At 62.1% G+C, this 17537-nt stretch carries 19 protein-coding genes; all 19 read left to right on the top strand.

Annotation, left to right across the window (positions count from 1 at the left end; translation table 11 throughout):
• Nucleotides 1–74: 74 nt before the first annotated feature.
• Entirely contained in the window at nt 75–1094 is a 1020-nt protein-coding gene (hrcA, locus tag DDD64_RS00345) for a heat-inducible transcriptional repressor HrcA (protein WP_126134515.1), read from the top strand.
• Nucleotides 1095–1199: 105 nt separating this feature from the next.
• The gene (locus tag DDD64_RS00340) at nt 1200–2312 is read left to right on the top strand and encodes a J domain-containing protein (RefSeq protein ID WP_126134514.1); all 1113 of its coding nucleotides are present in this window, start codon (nt 1200–1202) and stop codon (nt 2310–2312) included.
• The gene (locus tag DDD64_RS00335) at nt 2309–3094 is read left to right on the top strand and encodes a 16S rRNA (uracil(1498)-N(3))-methyltransferase (RefSeq protein WP_126134513.1); all 786 of its coding nucleotides are present in this window, start codon (nt 2309–2311) and stop codon (nt 3092–3094) included. Before DDD64_RS00340 ends, DDD64_RS00335 begins: the two co-directional genes overlap by 4 nt.
• A 6-nt stretch (nt 3095–3100) precedes the next feature.
• Nucleotides 3101–4072, top strand: coding sequence for a PhoH family protein (locus tag DDD64_RS00330; RefSeq protein ID WP_126134512.1), 972 nt, complete (start codon nt 3101–3103; stop codon nt 4070–4072).
• Between the two features lie 87 nt (nt 4073–4159).
• A complete protein-coding gene (gene ybeY, locus DDD64_RS00325) occupies nt 4160–4645 on the top strand; it encodes an rRNA maturation RNase YbeY (protein WP_126134511.1) in 486 nt (161 codons plus the stop codon).
• 6 nt (nt 4646–4651) lie between these two features.
• A complete protein-coding gene (locus DDD64_RS00320) occupies nt 4652–5932 on the top strand; it encodes a hemolysin family protein (protein ID WP_126134510.1) in 1281 nt (426 codons plus the stop codon).
• Between the two features lie 6 nt (nt 5933–5938).
• Nucleotides 5939–6847, top strand: coding sequence for a GTPase Era (era, locus tag DDD64_RS00315; protein ID WP_126134509.1), 909 nt, complete (start codon nt 5939–5941; stop codon nt 6845–6847).
• A gap of 3 nt (nt 6848–6850) precedes the next feature.
• Nucleotides 6851–8464, top strand: coding sequence for an alpha/beta hydrolase family protein (locus tag DDD64_RS00310; RefSeq protein ID WP_126134508.1), 1614 nt, complete (start codon nt 6851–6853; stop codon nt 8462–8464).
• A 271-nt stretch (nt 8465–8735) separates the two neighbouring features.
• Nucleotides 8736–10538, top strand: coding sequence for a 2-isopropylmalate synthase (gene leuA / locus DDD64_RS00305; RefSeq protein ID WP_126134507.1), 1803 nt, complete (start codon nt 8736–8738; stop codon nt 10536–10538).
• A gap of 11 nt (nt 10539–10549) precedes the next feature.
• Nucleotides 10550–11281 (top strand): DNA repair protein RecO, encoded by a 732-nt coding sequence (gene recO, locus DDD64_RS00300; RefSeq protein WP_126134506.1) that lies wholly within the window; start codon nt 10550–10552, stop codon nt 11279–11281.
• Nucleotides 11278–12177, top strand: a complete 900-nt coding sequence (gene uppS, locus DDD64_RS00295; RefSeq protein ID WP_126134505.1) for a polyprenyl diphosphate synthase — start codon at nt 11278–11280, stop codon at nt 12175–12177. Before recO ends, uppS begins: the two co-directional genes overlap by 4 nt.
• A gap of 62 nt (nt 12178–12239) precedes the next feature.
• Nucleotides 12240–12761: a YbhB/YbcL family Raf kinase inhibitor-like protein gene (locus tag DDD64_RS00290; RefSeq protein ID WP_126134504.1), complete on the top strand. Its 522-nt coding sequence runs from the start codon at nt 12240–12242 to the stop codon at nt 12759–12761.
• A gap of 32 nt (nt 12762–12793) precedes the next feature.
• Nucleotides 12794–13384 carry a hypothetical protein gene (locus tag DDD64_RS00285; protein WP_126134503.1) on the top strand — a complete coding sequence of 197 codons (591 nt, stop codon included), beginning with the start codon at nt 12794–12796 and terminating at the stop codon, nt 13382–13384.
• Entirely contained in the window at nt 13374–14111 is a 738-nt protein-coding gene (locus DDD64_RS00280; RefSeq protein ID WP_126134502.1) for a HisA/HisF-related TIM barrel protein, read from the top strand. The genes DDD64_RS00285 and DDD64_RS00280 overlap by 11 nt, the downstream gene beginning before the upstream one ends.
• A gap of 278 nt (nt 14112–14389) precedes the next feature.
• Complete coding sequence (infC, locus tag DDD64_RS00275) at nt 14390–15067, top strand: translation initiation factor IF-3 (RefSeq protein WP_206435355.1); 678 nt, start codon at nt 14390–14392, stop codon at nt 15065–15067.
• 81 nt (nt 15068–15148) lie between these two features.
• Entirely contained in the window at nt 15149–15343 is a 195-nt protein-coding gene (gene rpmI / locus DDD64_RS00270) for a 50S ribosomal protein L35 (RefSeq protein WP_016442851.1), read from the top strand.
• 37 nt (nt 15344–15380) lie between these two features.
• Nucleotides 15381–15764 (top strand): 50S ribosomal protein L20, encoded by a 384-nt coding sequence (gene rplT / locus DDD64_RS00265; protein WP_026429412.1) that lies wholly within the window; start codon nt 15381–15383, stop codon nt 15762–15764.
• Nucleotides 15765–15841: 77 nt separating this feature from the next.
• A complete protein-coding gene (locus tag DDD64_RS00260) occupies nt 15842–16555 on the top strand; it encodes a glycerophosphodiester phosphodiesterase family protein (RefSeq protein ID WP_126134500.1) in 714 nt (237 codons plus the stop codon).
• 42 nt (nt 16556–16597) lie between these two features.
• A complete protein-coding gene (locus tag DDD64_RS00255) occupies nt 16598–17437 on the top strand; it encodes a TrmH family RNA methyltransferase (RefSeq protein ID WP_126134499.1) in 840 nt (279 codons plus the stop codon).
• The last annotated feature ends 100 nt before the right edge of the window (nt 17438–17537 follow it).

Raw genomic sequence — 17537 nt, 5'->3', positions numbered from 1 at the left:
ATGCGCTCCCGGGCGTCCCCGCGTAGAATTAGCACTCGAAGGTATAGAGTGCTGAGCGGGGAGGAAGAACACAGGTGGCGGCAGAAGATCGGCGCGGGCGCGTTCTTGAGGCGATTGTGCGCGATTACGTCACCACCCGCGAACCGGTGGGATCCAAAGCTCTGGTAGAACGCTACGCGCTGGGAGTGTCCCCGGCTACCGTGCGTAATGATATGGCGGTCTTGGAAGAAGCCGGGCTGCTCACCCATCCGCATACCTCGGCCGGGCGCATCCCCACCGATGCCGGCTACCGCGCGTTCGTAGATTCCCTTACTACCGTCAAGCCGCTTTCGCGAGCGGAACGGCGCGCTATCAGTCAAATCCTTGATGCCGCGGTGGATCTTGATGATGTGCTGGATCGCGCCGCGCGATTGCTTTCCCACCTCACCCAGCAAGTCGCGGTCATCCAATACCCGGCGCTGGATAAAGCAGTGTTGCGCCACCTGGAACTCATCTGGCTCGGCGCTACCCGCATTCTCCTCGTGGTCATTACCAGCGCGGGGCGGGTAGAACAGCGCGTTATCGCGGTGCCTGCGCACCTGGAAGGTCTCGATGTGGACGCGGTGAGCCGGGAGGTAACTACCCGCTGTAACGGCCAGCCGTTGACCACCGCGGTTGCGGTACTCGCGGAGATCGCTGAACGCAGCGAACCGGAGGCTGCCGCAGCTCTGCGCGATATCGCGGCGGCGCTCACCACCGCGGTGCATACCGGTGCGGAGGATCGCCTCACCATGGCCGGCACCGCCAATCTTTCGCGCCATTCGGTGGATTTCCTGCACTCGATTTCTCCGGTGCTGGATGCCTTGGAAGAACAGGTGGTGCTCTTGCGGCTCCTCGCCGCAATGGAAACTGATGTGGCGGTGTCCATCGGGGCGGAAAACGATCATGAGAATCTGAGTGAAACCTCCGTGGTGTCCTCCAGTTACGAAGTCGCCGGGCATGAAGTTGCCCGAGTGGGCGTCGTCGGCCCTACTCGAATGGACTATCCCGGGAATATCGCGGCGGTACGTGCCGTTGCCCATTACCTATCCGGTATTCTGTCCGGGCAGTCCTAAGTACGGTGATACACGGTAGGGAGCACGGCGTTTGAACGGGCACTCCTCAGCTAGATAGCGCGCCGGCGCGGGCAGGGCGCAGAAAAGAACAAAGACGGGAGAAATGTGGCTGATTTTTACGAAACCCTCGGGGTGGAACGCGATGCGAGCCAGGAGCAAATCCGCAAAGCGTACCTGCGCCTCTCGCGCAAATTACACCCGGATCACGCCGGTCCGGAAGCCGCCGAACGCTATAAAGAAGTCAACGAAGCGTATACGGTGCTCTCCAACCCGGACTCGCGCCGGCAATACGACCTCGGCGGACTCGGCGGGGGAGCCGGGGCTGGCGGTTTTGGTTTCGATATGAACGATATCTTCTCCACCTTCTTCGGGGGAGCGGGTATGCGCGCGGGCGGTCCGGCCCCGCGCGGGGAACGCGGGCGTGATGCGCTGCTCGGTTTGAGCATCGAGCTCTCCGACGTGGTCTTCGGAGCCCAGCGCCAGGTCAGTGACTCCTTCTTCAGCGTGTGCCCCACATGTGCGGGTAGCGGCTGCGCGGCCGGCTCCCAACCGGTCACGTGCGGGGCCTGCCAAGGCCAGGGCATGGTTCAGCAAGTCACAAATTCCCTCTTCGGGCAAATGGTTACCCAGGTGCCCTGCCACACCTGCGAGGGCCACGGTACCGTCATCGCGGACCCTTGCCGGCCCTGCCACGGCACCGGGCGCATCCGCCAAGAAAAAACCCTCACCGTGGACATCCCGGCCGGAATCGAGAACGGAATGCGTATCCGCCTGCGCGGCCAGGGTGATGCCGGAACCTTCGGTGCCCCGGCCGGCGATATTTTTGTGGAAATCCGGGTAGCGGAACACCCTATTTTCCAGCGGGTGGGCGAAGAGCTCCTCGGTGAAGTTCAGGTGCCCATGACCTTCGCGGCCCTGGGCGGAACCGTCACCATTCCGACCCTGGACGGGGACCGCGAGCTGGAGATTCCCGCCGGGACCTCGTCCGGCGTGGTCCTCACCCTCAAAGGCTTGGGGGTTGCCCGTTTGCGCGGCAAGGGCCGCGGGGATATGCGTATCACCGTCGCGGTGACAACCCCAACAGACCTCGATGAACGCCAGCGCGAGCTCCTGCGCGAACTGGCTGAGCTGCGCGGGGAAAGCGTGCAGGATGCGCAGCTATCCGAGCAGGGCAAATCCTTCTTCGATAAATTGCGCGAAAGGTTGAGTTCGCTGTGACGCTCCCGCTTTTCTTCGCTGACTTCCCCGCCACCCGGCCCGGGGGCGGAGCCGGAGCATCCCTCCGGGTAGGTCAGGAGCTCAGTCTCACTGGTGAGGAAGCTCGCCACGCCAACGTCATGCGGATCCGGGTAGGGGAGGAGGTTCTGCTTTCCGATGGGGAAGGCCGCCGTGCCCGGTGCGCGGTGAGCGTCGTCGCCAAAAATGAGGTGCGCGCCCGTATCGAGGAGGTGACCGCGGAGCCGAAACCGGCCGGGCCCATCACCCTGGTGCAGGCCCTCGCCAAGGGTGGCCGCGATGAACAGGCGGTGGAAACCTGCACCGAATACGGGGTGTGGGATATCGTCCCGTGGGAAGCGGCCCGTTGCGTTGCGTCGTGGAAAAACAAGGAAGAAAAAGGCCGGGCTCGCTGGCAGGCCACCGCACGCGCCGCGGCGAAACAATCGCGGCGCAGCTATATTCCGCGTATTCGTTCGTTAAGTACGACGGCGCAGCTGCCCCGGGCCCTCGCCGGGAGCACAGTGTTCATCTGCCATGAGGAAGCCGAGGTGACCCTGGCGGAGGCGGTGAGCCGCGGAACGGTGAGCCTCGCGCACGTGGCCGGGCCCGTGGCCGTGATTATCGGCCCGGAAGGCGGGATTGCGCCGGAGGAGATGGAGGCATTGCGGGCGGCGGGCGCTATCCCGGTGCTCCTGGGGGCGCATGTGCTGCGCAGCGCCTCCGCCGGGGCCTACGCACTGGCAAGTATCGCCACCGTGCGGGCGCTGGGCGCGCTACTATAGGACGTAATGACGCATACAGAACACAGCCAGCGCACCATTGTTGTGCCGGACCGAGTTTCCATGATTCAGCTGCTCGGGCATCGTGATGACGTCCTGCGGACCTTGGAAGAACGGCTCGCCCCCACCACTATTCACGTGCTTGGCCACCGGATCACCCTGACCGGCGCGGCGGCCGAGCTTGATTTTGCCGAATCGCTTCTCGGGGAATTAATTGACGTCGTTGCCGAAGGTGAAATCCTCACCCGTGACGCAGTGGCCCGCGCCGTTGATATTGCGCGCGCTGGCGTGGCGCATCCCACCACGCTGCTGCACACCGATATTTTATCCAAGCGCGGTAAAACTATCCGCCCGAAAAGCCTGGGCCAGAAGGCGTACGTGGACGCAATCGACACCCACGATATTACTTTCGGGATCGGTCCGGCCGGCACCGGGAAAACCTATCTCGCCATGGCCAAAGCGGTGGTGGCACTCAATGATGGGCAGGTCAAACGTATTATTCTGACGCGCCCGGCGGTGGAGGCCGGGGAATCCCTGGGATTTTTGCCCGGTTCCCTCACCGATAAAATCGATCCGTATCTGCGCCCGCTATACGATGCCATGTATGACATGCTCGATGCCGATTCCATTCCGAAACTCATGGCCGCCGGCACCATTGAGGTCGCGCCGCTGGCCTATATGCGCGGACGCACCCTCAATGATGCTTTCGTGATTTTGGACGAGGCGCAGAACACCACACCCGAACAAATGAAGATGTTTCTCACCCGGCTCGGCTTCAACTCTAAAATGGTGGTGACAGGCGATATCACCCAGGTTGATCTCGGTGCGAATAAAGTTTCCGGATTGCAGGTGGTGCGTCGGATTCTGCGTGATGTTCCGGGGATTCATTTCTCGGAGCTGAGTTCGGCGGACGTGGTGCGCCACCGCTTGGTTGCCGAAATCATCGACGCCTATGCCCGCTGGGATTCCCGGCAGCGTTAGCGCGGGGCGGTAGCGGTAGTGTCACGGCGTGAATAGCGGTAGAGCTGTTTCGGGGAAAGCTAGGGAACAGTTGTCAGGAAAGACCACATGATTGAAGTAAATGACGAATCGAGTTTTAGTCCGGCTGCGGATCTGGAAGAGATCTCGGAGCTGGCCACGTATGTTCTCGATAAGATGCGGGTGCATCCCATGGCGGAGCTATCTATCGTGCTCCTCGACGAGGATGCCATGGCGGATCTCCACGTGACGTGGATGGATCTGGAAGGCCCCACGGATGTCATGTCCTTCCCCATGGATGAGGTGCGCCCGGCACCACCGGGTGAAGAACCGCGCCCGGGAATGCTCGGTGATATCGCTGTATGCCCGCAGGTCGCCAGCCGCCAGGCCCACGCCATGGGGCACTCCACCGCGGAGGAGATTCTCCTCCTCGTCACCCACGGGATTCTGCATCTGCTCGGCTACGATCACGCAACCCCGGAAGAAAAAGACACCATGTTTGCTTTGCAACGCCAACTCCTCCTCGTGTTCCTCTCCGAACGCGGGGGAGGCGATCCGCGCCCCACGGAGGTGTAAGAAAGGATGGATCACTTACCTGTGGCAGCGGGAACGCTGCCCTCCGCTCCGTTTTATATTGCGGCTGGTCTGTGCCTGCTGCTCTCCCTGTGGTGCACCGTGGTGGGTGCCGCCCTCGGGCGGATGACCCGCACCGAAGCCGCGGAAATGTACGCGCATAAGGAACGCGGTTCGGCACGCGTGGTGGCCATTATGGCTCGCCGCCCGGCCGCCTCCATGGGCATCGCGGTGGTGCGGGCCCTCCTCATGGCCAGCTACGGAATCTGCTTCACTTTCGCCCTGGGAACGGATGTAGCTGCCTGGTGGCAGATCTTCCCCATTTTCTTCGGCGTGACGGTGCTGGTTCTCCTCGCGTTCGCCTTCTTCAACCCCCTGAGTTTTGGGGTGGAACGCCACCAGCGAGTGCTGCGCAAAGCCACCTGGTGGCTTTCCCCGCTCACCTGGTTGCTTTCGCTACTCATCCGGGAACGCGAATTCTCACCCGAAGAAGCCGAACAACGCCAAGAAGACCAGCTCGCGGTTATGGTGGAACGGGTGGCCGAATCCGAGGCCTTGGATGATGCCGAACGCGATATCCTGCAATCACTTTTCGATATGGGGAACACCCTGGTGCGCGAAGTCATGGTCCCGCGTACCGATATGATCGCGGTGGAGGCGGATGAAACCCTTGACCGTGCCATCTCCTTGTTCACCCGCTCCGGATTCTCGCGGGTGCCCGTGTACCGCGAATCCATTGATGATGTTATCGGGGTGCTCTACCTCAAGGACGTGATCCGGCGGGTGCACCGGCGCCACCAGCACGATGAGCTACGGGTGGCCGATCTGGTGCGCGAACCGGTGTTCGTTCCGGAAACTAAAATCATCGATACGCTCATGCGAGAAATGCAGGCCGACCAGGTTCATATTGCCCTCGTCGTGGATGAATACGGCGGTATCGCCGGACTGGTCACCATCGAGGATCTTGTGGAAGAACTCGTGGGAGAAATCTCCGATGAACACGACCGGGCCCTCCCGGCCGTGGAAGAACTCGAGGCGGGCAGTTTCCGTATCCCGGCGCGTATGCCCATTGATGATCTAGGTGACCTCTTCGGAATCGAATTGGAGGACGACGACGTTGATACCGCCGGTGGGCTTTTCGCCAAGAGCATCGGGCGGGTTCCCATTCGCGGAGCCGAAACCACCGTGGCCGGAATTCATATGGTGGCCGACCGCTTCGAAGGGCGCCGGCGCCGGTTATCGACTATTATCGTTGCGCGCGAAGAAACCGACGATGAGGGTGAGGACTAGAAGACGATGACGGTGGAAAACACGGAATTTCGGGCCGGGTTCGCCTCGGTGGTGGGCCGCCCGAACGCCGGGAAATCAACCCTCACCAATGCGATGGTGGGCAAGAAGGTCGCGATTACCAGCGCCCGCCCGGAAACCACCCGGCGTATTATTCGCGCCATTGTGACTCGGGATGCCGGTCAGGTGATCCTGGTCGATACCCCCGGGATGCACCGCCCCCGCACCCTGCTGGGCGAACGCCTGGGTGATATGGTGCGCGATTCCATCGCTGATGTGGACACCATCGTGATGTGCCTACCCGCTAATGAAAAACTCGGGCCGGGCGATAAGTACCTCCTCGATTTGGCGGTGCGCGCGAAAGTACCCATGATCGCCGCGATTACTAAAACCGATCTGGTGAGCCGCGAAGCCCTTGCGGAGAAGATCGCGGCCGTGGCAGCTTTCCATGATTTTGTGGAGATCGTCCCGGTGAGTGCCGCCACGCTGGATCAGGTGGAGGTACTCACCGAGCAGATTATTAAACAGCTCCCCGTTTCCCCGCCGCTCTATCCGCTGGATGCGATTACCGATGAAACGGAAGAAACCCTCATCGCGGAGCTTATCCGCGAAGCGGGCCTGGAGAAAATGCGCGAGGAACTTCCGCATTCTCTCGCCGTCACCATCGATGAAATTATTGAGGATACCGCACCGAACGGTGGCCCGCTGGTGCGGGTGCATGCCTCTTTGCACGTGGAGCGCGATTCCCAAAAGGGGATTGTTATCGGGCGCGGGGGTGCGCGCCTGCGCCAGATTGGGCGCGATGCCCGCAAAGCCATTAAGGCGCTGCTCGGTACGCCGGTCTATCTTGATTTGCACGTGAAAGTTTCCAAAGACTGGCAACGTGACCCGAAAATGCTGGATCGACTCGGGTTCTGATACGTGCGTCTCACCGATCATCCCGATACCCCGCCCACCGAGAATCCGCCGGCGGGGCGCACCCTGGTGCCAGCCAGCGGAATGGAAAGCGCCGCAGGCCCGGAACACAGCGCGCTCCGGGGCTGGCGGCGCTGGCTTCCCACCCATAAACGTTTCGTTACCTGGCTGATAGTGGTGCTCGCCGCCGGGCTGATCGGGAGCGCTTTCGGCCCGGGCTGGAATCCGCAACCCATGACCGCGGCGATCGCCCCGCAAACCGCGGATACCACAATTTCCACCGGGGTTCCCACCGCGCGGCTGGGAACGTACGAGGTGGCGAGTAGCACGGTCACCATCACCTTGCGGGATGGCACCCTCATTCCTGCTGTTGTTAAACGCCCGGTAGGCGCGGGCCCGGTGGTGCCAGGCATGCTTTTTATTCACGGTACCGGCACTTCTTCCGCGCGTGATTTCGGGCGGGAAACCGAAGCTATTGCTTCTACCGGGATTATTACGGTGGTTCCGGAAAAACGGGTAGCGAACTATACGACGACGCATCGTGACTATCTCCAGCTCGCCGCGGATTTCGAGGACGTCTACCGCGAGATGCTCTCCTGGGAGGACGTTGATGCGCGCCACTCGGGCCTGTACGCGGTATCCGAAGGCTGCTTCGTTGCGCCCATTGTGGCCACCAGCGCGCGGGCGGTGAATTACGTGGCTCTTATCAGCGCCCCGGTGCTCCCGATCCGCCAGCAGGGGGCCTACGCGGCCGACGCCTACCTGCGGGAGATTCACGCACCGGAACGCCTGCGCGCCGCCATTCCAAAACTTATCGGCCAGGATTTCGGCCCCGACACCTTCCGCTATATTGATTTTGATGCGGCGCCGTATGAGAAGCAGATGACCATGCCGGTTCTTATGCTCTACGGCACGGCAGATAATTCCATGCCGACGATCCAGGGCCCGCAGATGATGAGCAACTACCTGGAAGAGGCCGGAAACAGCGCGCTCACGGTGCGCTACTACAAAGACGCGGACCACGGCCTCCAGATCAACCGCCGGCAGCTGTCCCGGGCGGCCATGCAAGATACCGCGGATTGGGTTAACGGTTTACCCTTTACGGCGACGGCGCAGCCGCGGGTGGCTGGTGACCAACCCCGGCAGGCATTCGTAGCCCCCACTCTGACGGCCGGCGGGTGGTTCACCGCCCAAACAGCGCTCTATATCGCGCTGGGCGGCGTGGCCCTCCTCGGGCTCAGTATCGTGCTGGTGGCGGTGTGCTGGATTCCGGTGCGCGGGCATCGACTCTCGAATTTTTCCAGATCGGGCGCAGCCCTCAATCTCGCTTCGCTTTCCGTGGTGGGCGCCTGGGCGGTATTCCTCGTCTACCTGGTGGCCGTTGCCCATATCGCGCTCACCTACTCACATAATCTTCTCATCGTTCAGGGCGGGTTTGCCCTTGTGCACCTAGCGGCTCTGGGCGCGGCGTGGATGCACGTGCGGGCCGTTTTCCGCAGCTGGAGTGCGCGGCCGAGCATGGGGCGCATCGCGCGAGTGACGACCCTCCTCACCCTCTGTGCCCAGGCGGTCCTGCTCATGAGCCTGGGATACTGGAACGCCTTTCCGGCAGTGCTCTAACCGCCGCCCCGAACTAACGCGGCCCGGCCGGGTACCACCAGCCCACCGTGCCGTCGCCCTTCGTAATCGTCCATATCCCGGGCGTTATGTCTCACATCTCGGACAAGTCTGTGCATATTCAGCTAGCTGAGGGGCTAGAGTTATCCGTATGGGTTCCTCTCGCCTTCTCCTTATGAGCCGCCGCGAGCTTATTCGGCTTCTCGCGGCGGGTTAAGCTGCGCCGTCGTTCTTAAATTTGACCGCCACACAGAGAATATAAGGTGACCACCCCATGAAAACTTCCGGATACACGCACCGTCAGCGCCCCTCGGGAATGCCGTTCTACAAGTACCGGCCCTTCCTCGACACCAATCCGATTGCGCTGCCGGATCGCACCTGGCCCAATAACCGCATCACCAAGGCGCCGCGCTGGCTCTCCACCGATCTACGGGACGGCAACCAGGCCCTTATCGAACCGATGGATATGATCCGCAAGCGGCGGATTTTTGATCTGCTCGTCAAGATCGGTGTGAAGGAAATCGAGATTGGTTTCCCGGCTGCCTCCCAAACCGATTGGGATTTCGTGCGCTCCCTGGCGGAAGACGGCGCGGTACCCGAAGATGTGACCGTCTCGGTCCTCACCCAGTCGCGCCCCGAACTCATCCACCGCACTATCGATGCGCTGGCTGGATTCCCGCGCGCCACCGTGCATCTGTATAACGCGACCTCGCCGGTGTTCCGCGATGTGGTTTTTGGTTCCTCGAAGGAGGCTATCCGCGAACTAGCCATGGCCGGAACTCGGGAAATCGTGGCCTACGCCGAGAAAGTCTTGCCGGATGATCTCATTTTCGGTTTCGAGTACTCCCCGGAAATCTTCGTGGATACCGAAATTGATTATGCCCTCGAGGTCTGTTCCTCCGTCATGGAGGTGTGGCAACCGGATGCCGAACGCGAAATTATTATTAACCTGCCCACCACGGTAGAACGCGCCACCCCAAACGTATACGCGGATCAAATCGAGTACTTCTCCCGCCATATCCCCAAACGTGAATACGTGGCGCTTTCCGCGCATAACCACAATGACCGTGGTACCGGGGTCGCCACCACTGAGTTGGCCATGCTCGCCGGGATCGACCGGGTAGAAGGCTGCCTTTTCGGGCAGGGGGAGCGCACCGGAAATGTTGATCTCATTACGGTTGCTATGAATCTCTATTCGCAGGGAATTGACCCGGAACTGGACCTTTCCGATATTGATGCCATCGTGGATGTGTGCGAAGAATGCACCGGGATTGAGGTGGGGCCGCGGGTGCCCTACGCTGGCTCGCTCGTCTACACGTCCTTCTCCGGCTCCCACCAGGATGCCATCAAGAAAGGCATGCAGCGCCGGGCGGCCGATCTGGCCGCGGCCGGGGGAGATGAGCGGCAAGTTCCCTGGGCGCTGCCCTATCTACCCATTGACCCGAAAGATGTGGGGCGCACCTACGATGCCATCGTGCGGGTCAACTCCCAATCCGGCAAGGGCGGGGTGGCCTATCTTATGCAAACCACCCGAAACCTGGATCTGCCGCGGCGTATGCAAATCGAGCTGTCCCGCATCGTGCAGACCTGGACAGAACGCACCGGAGAAGAAGTCAGTGCGGATACCCTCTGGGATATTTTCGTAGACGAATACCTCCCGCTCTCCCAGGGCTACGGAGAGCAGGGGCCGGCGGGCGCGCACGGGGCACCGGGGAAGGCCAGCACTCCGTGGGGGCGTTACCGCTTGCGCGCGCTGGAATTCACGAACCATAGCGGCGGGGTAACCGATATTAGCGCCGTCGTTGAAACTCAGGCGGACGGTGTGCAACATAGCCTGCACGGCAGCGGCAACGGGCCCATCCACGCTTTCGTGACAGCGATGGAACAGCTGGGCGAATATATCCGGGTGCTCGACTACGCCGAACACACCCTGAGCGAAGGTACGGATGCTTCGGCTGCCGCGTATGTGGAATGCGAGATCGATGATCAGGTGCTGTGGGGCTGCGGCATTCACACCTCCACGACACGCGCCGGCCTCAAGGCGATTATCTCGGCTGTCAATCGCGCGCACCGCTAAACTGGGAGCCAGTGAAACTCTATCGGGATGAAGGAATCGTCCTGCGCACGCAGGACTTGGGGGAAGCGGATCGTATCGTCACCCTGCTGGCACGCGCGCACGGCCTGGTGCGATGCGTGGCCAAAGGGGTGCGCCGCACCCGCTCCCGATTCGGGGCGCGCCTGGAACCCTTCACCTACGTGGATGTGCAGCTCTACCGGGGGCGCAGCCTTGATGTCGTCACGGAAGTGGCAACCCTCAATCCTTTCGGGCGGGCCATCGCGCCTGATTTTGAAGCCTACGCGGCCGCGAGCACCATGGTGGAAGTAGCCGAAAAGCTCGGGGCGGAAGGGGAGCCGGACCGAGCTCACTACCGCCTCCTCCTCGGGGCACTCAATTCCCTGGCCTCCCGCCAGCACGCCCCCTACCCAATTATGGATTCTTACCTGCTGCGTGCCATGGCGGTATCCGGGTGGGGCCTGGCGGTCACTTCCTGCGCGCTCTGCGGTAGCGGGGAGGACCTCACCGCCTTCCACGTGCAAGCCGGTGGGCTGGTGTGCCGGCGGTGCGCCCCGCGCGGGGCAGCCTATCCGGGGGAAGACGCGCGGCGGCTCCTCGCCGCGCTAGCCCGCGGGGATTGGGAAATTATCGACGCGCTTGCCGGTAGCGCGGGGGAAACCGCGCACGGCTATATTTCCGCGTACGTGCAATGGTATCTGGAACGCAAGGTACGTTCCTTGCAGATCGTGAGGTCGGCATCATGACAGAAGCACATCCGAAGCTGGAGCATCCACATCTGGCCCACTTGGAGCGGCCCACCCCGGCCCATCGGCCCGGCCTCACGCCCCCGCGGTTGGGGCGGGTGCCCGAGCACGTGGCCATCGTGATGGACGGCAACGGGCGCTGGGCGAATGCCCGCGGATTGGCGCGTACCGAAGGCCATAAAGCCGGTGAGCGTTCCCTCATGGACGTGGTGGCCGGGGCCTTGGAACTCGGAATCGCGGAGCTATCCGTCTACGCTTTTTCTACCGAAAATTGGCGGCGTTCGCCGGCCGAAGTTCGTTTCCTTATGGGGTTTTCCCGCGATATTATCCGCGCCAACCGCGATCAACTCCACGACTGGGGCGTGCGGGTGCAGTGGGTGGGGCGCGAGGGCCGGCTGTGGCGCTCGGTGCTGCGTGAGATTCACGCCGCGGAAGAACTGACCGCGGGGAATACCCGCATGGTGCTCAATCTGTGCATTAACTACGGCGGGCGCGCGGAAATCGTCGATGCGGTGCGCGCGGTGGCCGAACGGGTAGCCCGCGGGGAGCTCACGGCGGAGCGCATTAGCGAAGCCACCCTAACCGCCCAGCTCTACGCCCCGCGGATGCGCGACGTCGATCTCCTCATCCGCACCGGCGGGGAATACCGCACCTCCAATTTCCTCATGTGGGAAAGTGCCTACGCGGAACTGTATTTTTCTCCGCTGCCCTGGCCCGAATTCGAGCGGCGCGCCCTATGGGATGCCTGCGCCGCCTACGGGCAGCGTGAACGGCGGTTCGGCGGCGCCGTCGATAAGATTGCGCCTCAGGATACCGGCACCGGTGCTGCGAGCGCGCCGCGGGGCGCGGGCGCCGTCGCCAAAAATAGGCCCGAGGCCGCGGGCACGGACCGCTAGACTGGAACTCAAGCACGCCCGCCGCGCGGACGCGGCGCCCCAAGCACGCATAAGGAGCGGATATGACCACCCACGATCCCTACGCCGGAGTGCCGGCCGGAAGCGTTGATCTTCACCTCACCTCCGATGATTTCGCGGAAGGCGAGGCACTGCCCGAAAGCGCCACCGGGGCGGGCAGCACCCCGGGCGGTGCGGACCGCAATCCGCAACTGGGGTGGGATGCCCCGCCGGAGGGTACGGTCAGCCTGCTCGTCTCCTGCTATGACCCGGATGCTCCCACGCCGTCCGGCTACTGGCACTGGACGGTGGCGAATCTGCCCGCTGATACCAGCGAGATTGTGGCCGGTGGCTCCGGTGCGCTTGCGGCACCGGCCCTCACCTTGAAGAACGACGGCGGAACCCCGACTTTCCAGGGTGCCGCACCGCCGGCCGGCCACGGCCCGCACCGCTATATTTTCGCGGTGCTCGCCCTCGACACCGTTTTGGATATCGATGCGGAAACCCGGCCCGCGGTGGCGTATTTCCTAGCCCGTGAACACGTGCTCGGCCGCGGCCTACTCACCGGCACCTGGGAAAACAACTAAAGCAAAACGAAGCGCAAGGGGAGGATAACTCAATGACTGACGTGCGCACATACGCGGTACTCACGCCTTTTGATAGCGTGGATACCCTCGCGGCGCTCTGCGCGCTGCACGGCCTGGACGTGCAGGTGGTCGCCACGGATTCCGGAGCGCTGGTGTACCGCCAGCTGGCAACGCCCGTGTATGACGAATGGGATATCCGCAATATCACCGGCCCGGATCCTGATGAGGAACCCGCCTCCCTTTCCGATGACGCCCCGGCGGTTGCCGGCATGCTCTCCCGCCTCAGCCCCTACGGTTCCATCCTCATTGATGTGAATCTGGATAAGGAATCCACAGGTTTTGAGCCGGGCGTATCCGGGATGGTGCGCGCGCGGCGTTTCTTCGCGGGCAAAGCCGATGAGGAAATTGCTTCCGGTCTGCTGCTCAATTCTTTAGATCCCATCGTTGAGGAGCTCATGCTGGGGGAACGCTCCATTGCCGACTGTGAGCCGTGGGATTCCGCGAAGCTCACCCAAGAGGATATTGAGAAAATCCTGCGTAAGGTGACCCGCGGGGAAAGCGCGGAAGGTATGAGTGGCGAGGCTGGCAAGGAAACCGCTGCGGGGGATAACGATGAGCTGTGAGCTGCTCGTTGCCGTCGATATCCGGGCGGGGCGTTCGGCGCGGCTCGGTAGCGGGCCGGAGGCGTGGAGCGACCCGGCGGTGGCTATCGCAGATTTCCGGGCGGCCGGGGCACGGTGGATTCACCTGGTGGATCTGGATCTTGTGTACGGCACCGGGGATAATTTCGCGTTGTTAGAGCGCCTCATGGAGAGTAGCCCGATGCGCTGGGAACTCTCCGGGGGAATCGACAGCCCGGAGGTACTCGAGCGCGCCCTCGCCACCCGCGCGGAACGCATTAATCTTGCGACTACCGCGCTGCGGGATCGCGCGTGGGTAGCGCGGGTGCTGGCGCAGCACGCGGATCGGGTGGCCGTATGTCTTGATGTCGACGGCGCCCGGGTGGTTGCGCGCGGTGCCGGTACCGATGTCGGGGAGTTACGCGAAGTTATTGATTTTCTCGACGACGCCGGTGCCCGCCGCTACGTTGTTACAGATCGAACCCGAGATGGCGCCCTCGCCGGGGCAAACCTCGAGTTGCTTAGTCGGGTGGCGGCGCTGAGCCCGGCGCATTTCACCGCCTCGGGCGGCATGGCGACGCTCGCTGATCTGCGCGCGGTTCGGGAACTGAGCGAGAGCGGCGCGAGCGGCGAAGCTGGTTGCCCCGGTCGCGTGGACTCGGTCATTATTGGCAAAGCTTTCTACGAAGGAAACTTCACCGTTGCCCAGGCCCTCGCGGAGCTTTCTTAACCGTTGAACTTGTTACGGCCGTGAGTTGCATATACGCCGTTGTATGTGGGGAGAATAACCCGCGGTGTTATCCATAACTTATGGTGCTGTGCTACACTAATACGGTCAATCCGGCATTCTGCCGGAACGCAAGTGGAGAAATCCCACCTAGCCGCCCGCCCGGGTTGCTGTTTCGAAAAGAAATTTTCGAAAACGGAAATATCGGGTTATATCAAAGGGTAGCGGGTTCGTAACATGGCCATCTGGCGTGCCGTGTCACCTCGGGAGTACTCCGTGCGTTGTCCACGTTGAGGAACAGAGGAACTGCAATTAACAACGAACCGCGTGTAAATGATCGCATCCACGTCCCTAAGGTGCGCCTTGTTGGCCCCAGCGGTGAACAGGTCGGTGTGGTGCGCACGGAAGATGCGCTCCGCCTAGCCGTTGAGGCGAACCTTGACCTGGTGGAAGTTGCTCCGAATTCCAACCCGCCGGTCGCGCGCCTCATGGACTACGGGAAATATAAGTACGAATCCGCCCAGAAAGCTCGGGAAGCACGTCGTAACCAAGCCAATACTCAGATCAAATCCATCCGGATTGGGCTGAAGATTGACGGTAATGACTACAACACCAAGAAGTCGCAGGCGGAACGTTTCCTGAACGCCGGGGATAAGGTCAAGTTTGATCTTCGTTTCCGGGGCCGTGAACAATCCCGTCCGGAAATGGGTGTGCGTCTGCTTTCGGGCCTGGCTGAAGAGCTCGCGGAAATTTCCACTGTGGAAGCAGCACCTCGCGCTGACGGGCGCAATATGTCCATGGTTCTTGCGCCCACGCGGCGCAAGTCCGAAGCGAAGTCCGATCAGCGGCGTCGTCGTGAAGCGGAACGTGAAAACCGGCGCGCGAAAGCAGCCAAGCGCGCGGCGGAACGCAACGGACAATCGTCCGAAACGGACAGCAACGCAGCAGCAACCGAATAAGTTGACTTGTGAAAAGCGCGCCCGCGGGCGCGGAGATCTGGTAGATCAAATGTGCCCCCGGGGCACGAGTGAGGATGAATAATGCCCAAGATGAAGACGCACTCCGGTGCGAAGAAGCGTTTCCGCGTGACGGGAAGCGGCAAGCTCATGCGCGAACAGCGCAATAAGCGCCACCTGCTGGAGCACAAGAGCTCCACCCGGAAGCGTCGGCTCTCGCGCGACCAGGTTGTGGACAAGTCCAACCTTCGCGAAGTTAACCGTCTGCTCGGCCGCTAGATTCGTCCGACGAAAAGTTTTGTAAAAGGAGAAAAACATGGCACGCGTCAAGCGCTCCGTTAACGCCAAGAAGAAGCGTCGCACTACCCTCGATCGGGCGTCCGGCTACCGCGGGCAGCGGTCCCGCCTCTACCGCAAGGCCAAGGAACAGGTCACCCATTCCTTCGTCTACAACTACCGCGACCGCAAGAAGCGGAAGAACGATTTCCGCAAGCTGTGGATCACCCGCATCAACGCGGCCGTGCGCGCCGAGGGCATGACCTACAACCGCTTCATCCAGGGCCTGGGCCTGGCCGGAATTGAAGTTGATCGCCGTCAGCTCGCTGAAATGGCCGTCAATGATCCCACCGGTTTCACCGCGGTGGTCAATGCCGCCAAGGCTGCGCTTCCGGAAGACGTGAACGCACCCAAGGTTGCCTAAGCTTTTTCAAGCGTGACATAGCAGCGGCCCGAGTGACGAAACCTCGTTACTCGGGCCGCTGCGTTTAGACTACAATCATGAAACTTTTCGCCCACCGCGGCCTGTGCGCCGACGCCCCCGAAAACACCATGGCCGCATTCCGGGCTGCCTACCAGGCCGGATTCACATGGATCGAAACGGATGTGGATATCACGGCAGATGGCTCGCTCCCGCTCTGCCACGATGCCACCCTCGAGCGCACCACCACGGGCCACGGGCGGGTCGATGCGCTGCGTGCCGCCGATCTGGAGAACTTGGACGCCGGATCCTGGTTCAGCCCGGGCTTCGCGGGGGAGAAGATTCCCACCCTCGCCCAACTCGTTGATTTTGCACTCGAGACGGGCATGGGTATTAATATCGAAATGAAACCATGCGCGCAGGGTGGCCAGCAGGCCCGTGCCCTCGTGCGCGCGGTGGCGGAACAAGTCCGCAGGCTCGGTCCCGAGCGAGCCCTGGTCTCCTCCTTCTCGCACCTGCAACTGGCCGAATTCGCGCGCCACGCCCCCGAGATCCCGCGCGGCGCACTCGTTGATCGCACGAGTTTCGGGCCGAATTGGCGTACCGTTCTTGACCTCACCGATTCCCGCTATCTGCATATGAGCGACGACGCCGTGACCGCGGCCGTGGTGGCTGAGGTCCGGGCGGCGGGCGGAGACGTGCACGTCTACACAATCAACAACCCCGAACGCGCCCGGCAATTGGAACGCTGGGGCGTGGCCGGTATTTTCACCGACGGATTCGTGCGGCCCTAGCGCTACCGAAAAACTGCAAGCTATAGAAAAAGAAAAAGACCCGTGAAAAGCACACCCGCATCGCATACCCAACTCACCCGCGCAGCCCGCCTACACCGGCCCCAGCAGCGCGAACGCTTCCGGCAAACCCTGGTGGAAGGTCCCGGGGCTGTTCAGGAGCTCCTCGCGCACCGCGCGAATCTTGTTCGCGACGTCTACTATACGAAAGCCAGCCTGATCTCCAACCCGGACTTGGGCGGGCTTATTAAAGAAGCCAACGTGTACCATCACCCGCTTAATGCCGATGAGATGCAGGCGCTCTCCGAAGATGCGCGCGGTGTTGTGGCCGTTATCGACATTCCGGAAACTCCCGCGCTCACCCCGACGGTCAAGGACGCGAAGCTGGTGCTCGCCACCGCTAATATCCAGGACCCCGGGAACGTTGGTGCCATTATTCGAGCTGCTGACGTGGCCGGATGCGATGCGGTGCTCCTTGGCCGGGGTAGCGTGGAGCTGTGGTCCCCGAAGGTTATTCGATCCTCAGCCGGCTCTATTTTCCATCTCCCGGTTCTCGATTCCATTAATATCAGCAAGCTTGACGGCGTCCTGGAGCGCGCGGGCATCAGTTTCTTGGCAGCCACCGGGGAAGGGGAGTGGGATCTTGCCACCCTGGTGACGTCTGCAAATGACACCGCTTACCTTGGGCAGCCGCCCCTCGGGCCGGATCTCACCCGGCCGGTATGCTGGCTGCTGGGAAACGAAGCGCACGGCTTCGCAGATGTGGACGCCAATGTGGATGCAACGGTCGCCATTCCGATCTACGGGAAAGCCGAATCCTGCAATGTTGCTATGGCCGCCGCGATTCTTGCTAGTACGACGGCGATGATCCAGCACCGCCCCTAAAGAAACGCATACCGCACCTCAAGAAAGCCCTGCGGACATAAGTAAGCGGGCGGTGAAGAGTCTTCTTCGCCGCCCGCCGTGGGCTACCCTGTGGCGGGTG

The sequence above is a fragment of the Actinotignum sanguinis genome, assembly GCF_003957255.1.
Taxonomy (GTDB): Bacteria; Actinomycetota; Actinomycetes; order Actinomycetales; family Actinomycetaceae; genus Actinotignum; species Actinotignum sanguinis.
The sequence above is the reverse complement of the archived record's forward strand: the minus strand, read 5'-3'. Positions and strand labels throughout refer to the sequence as shown.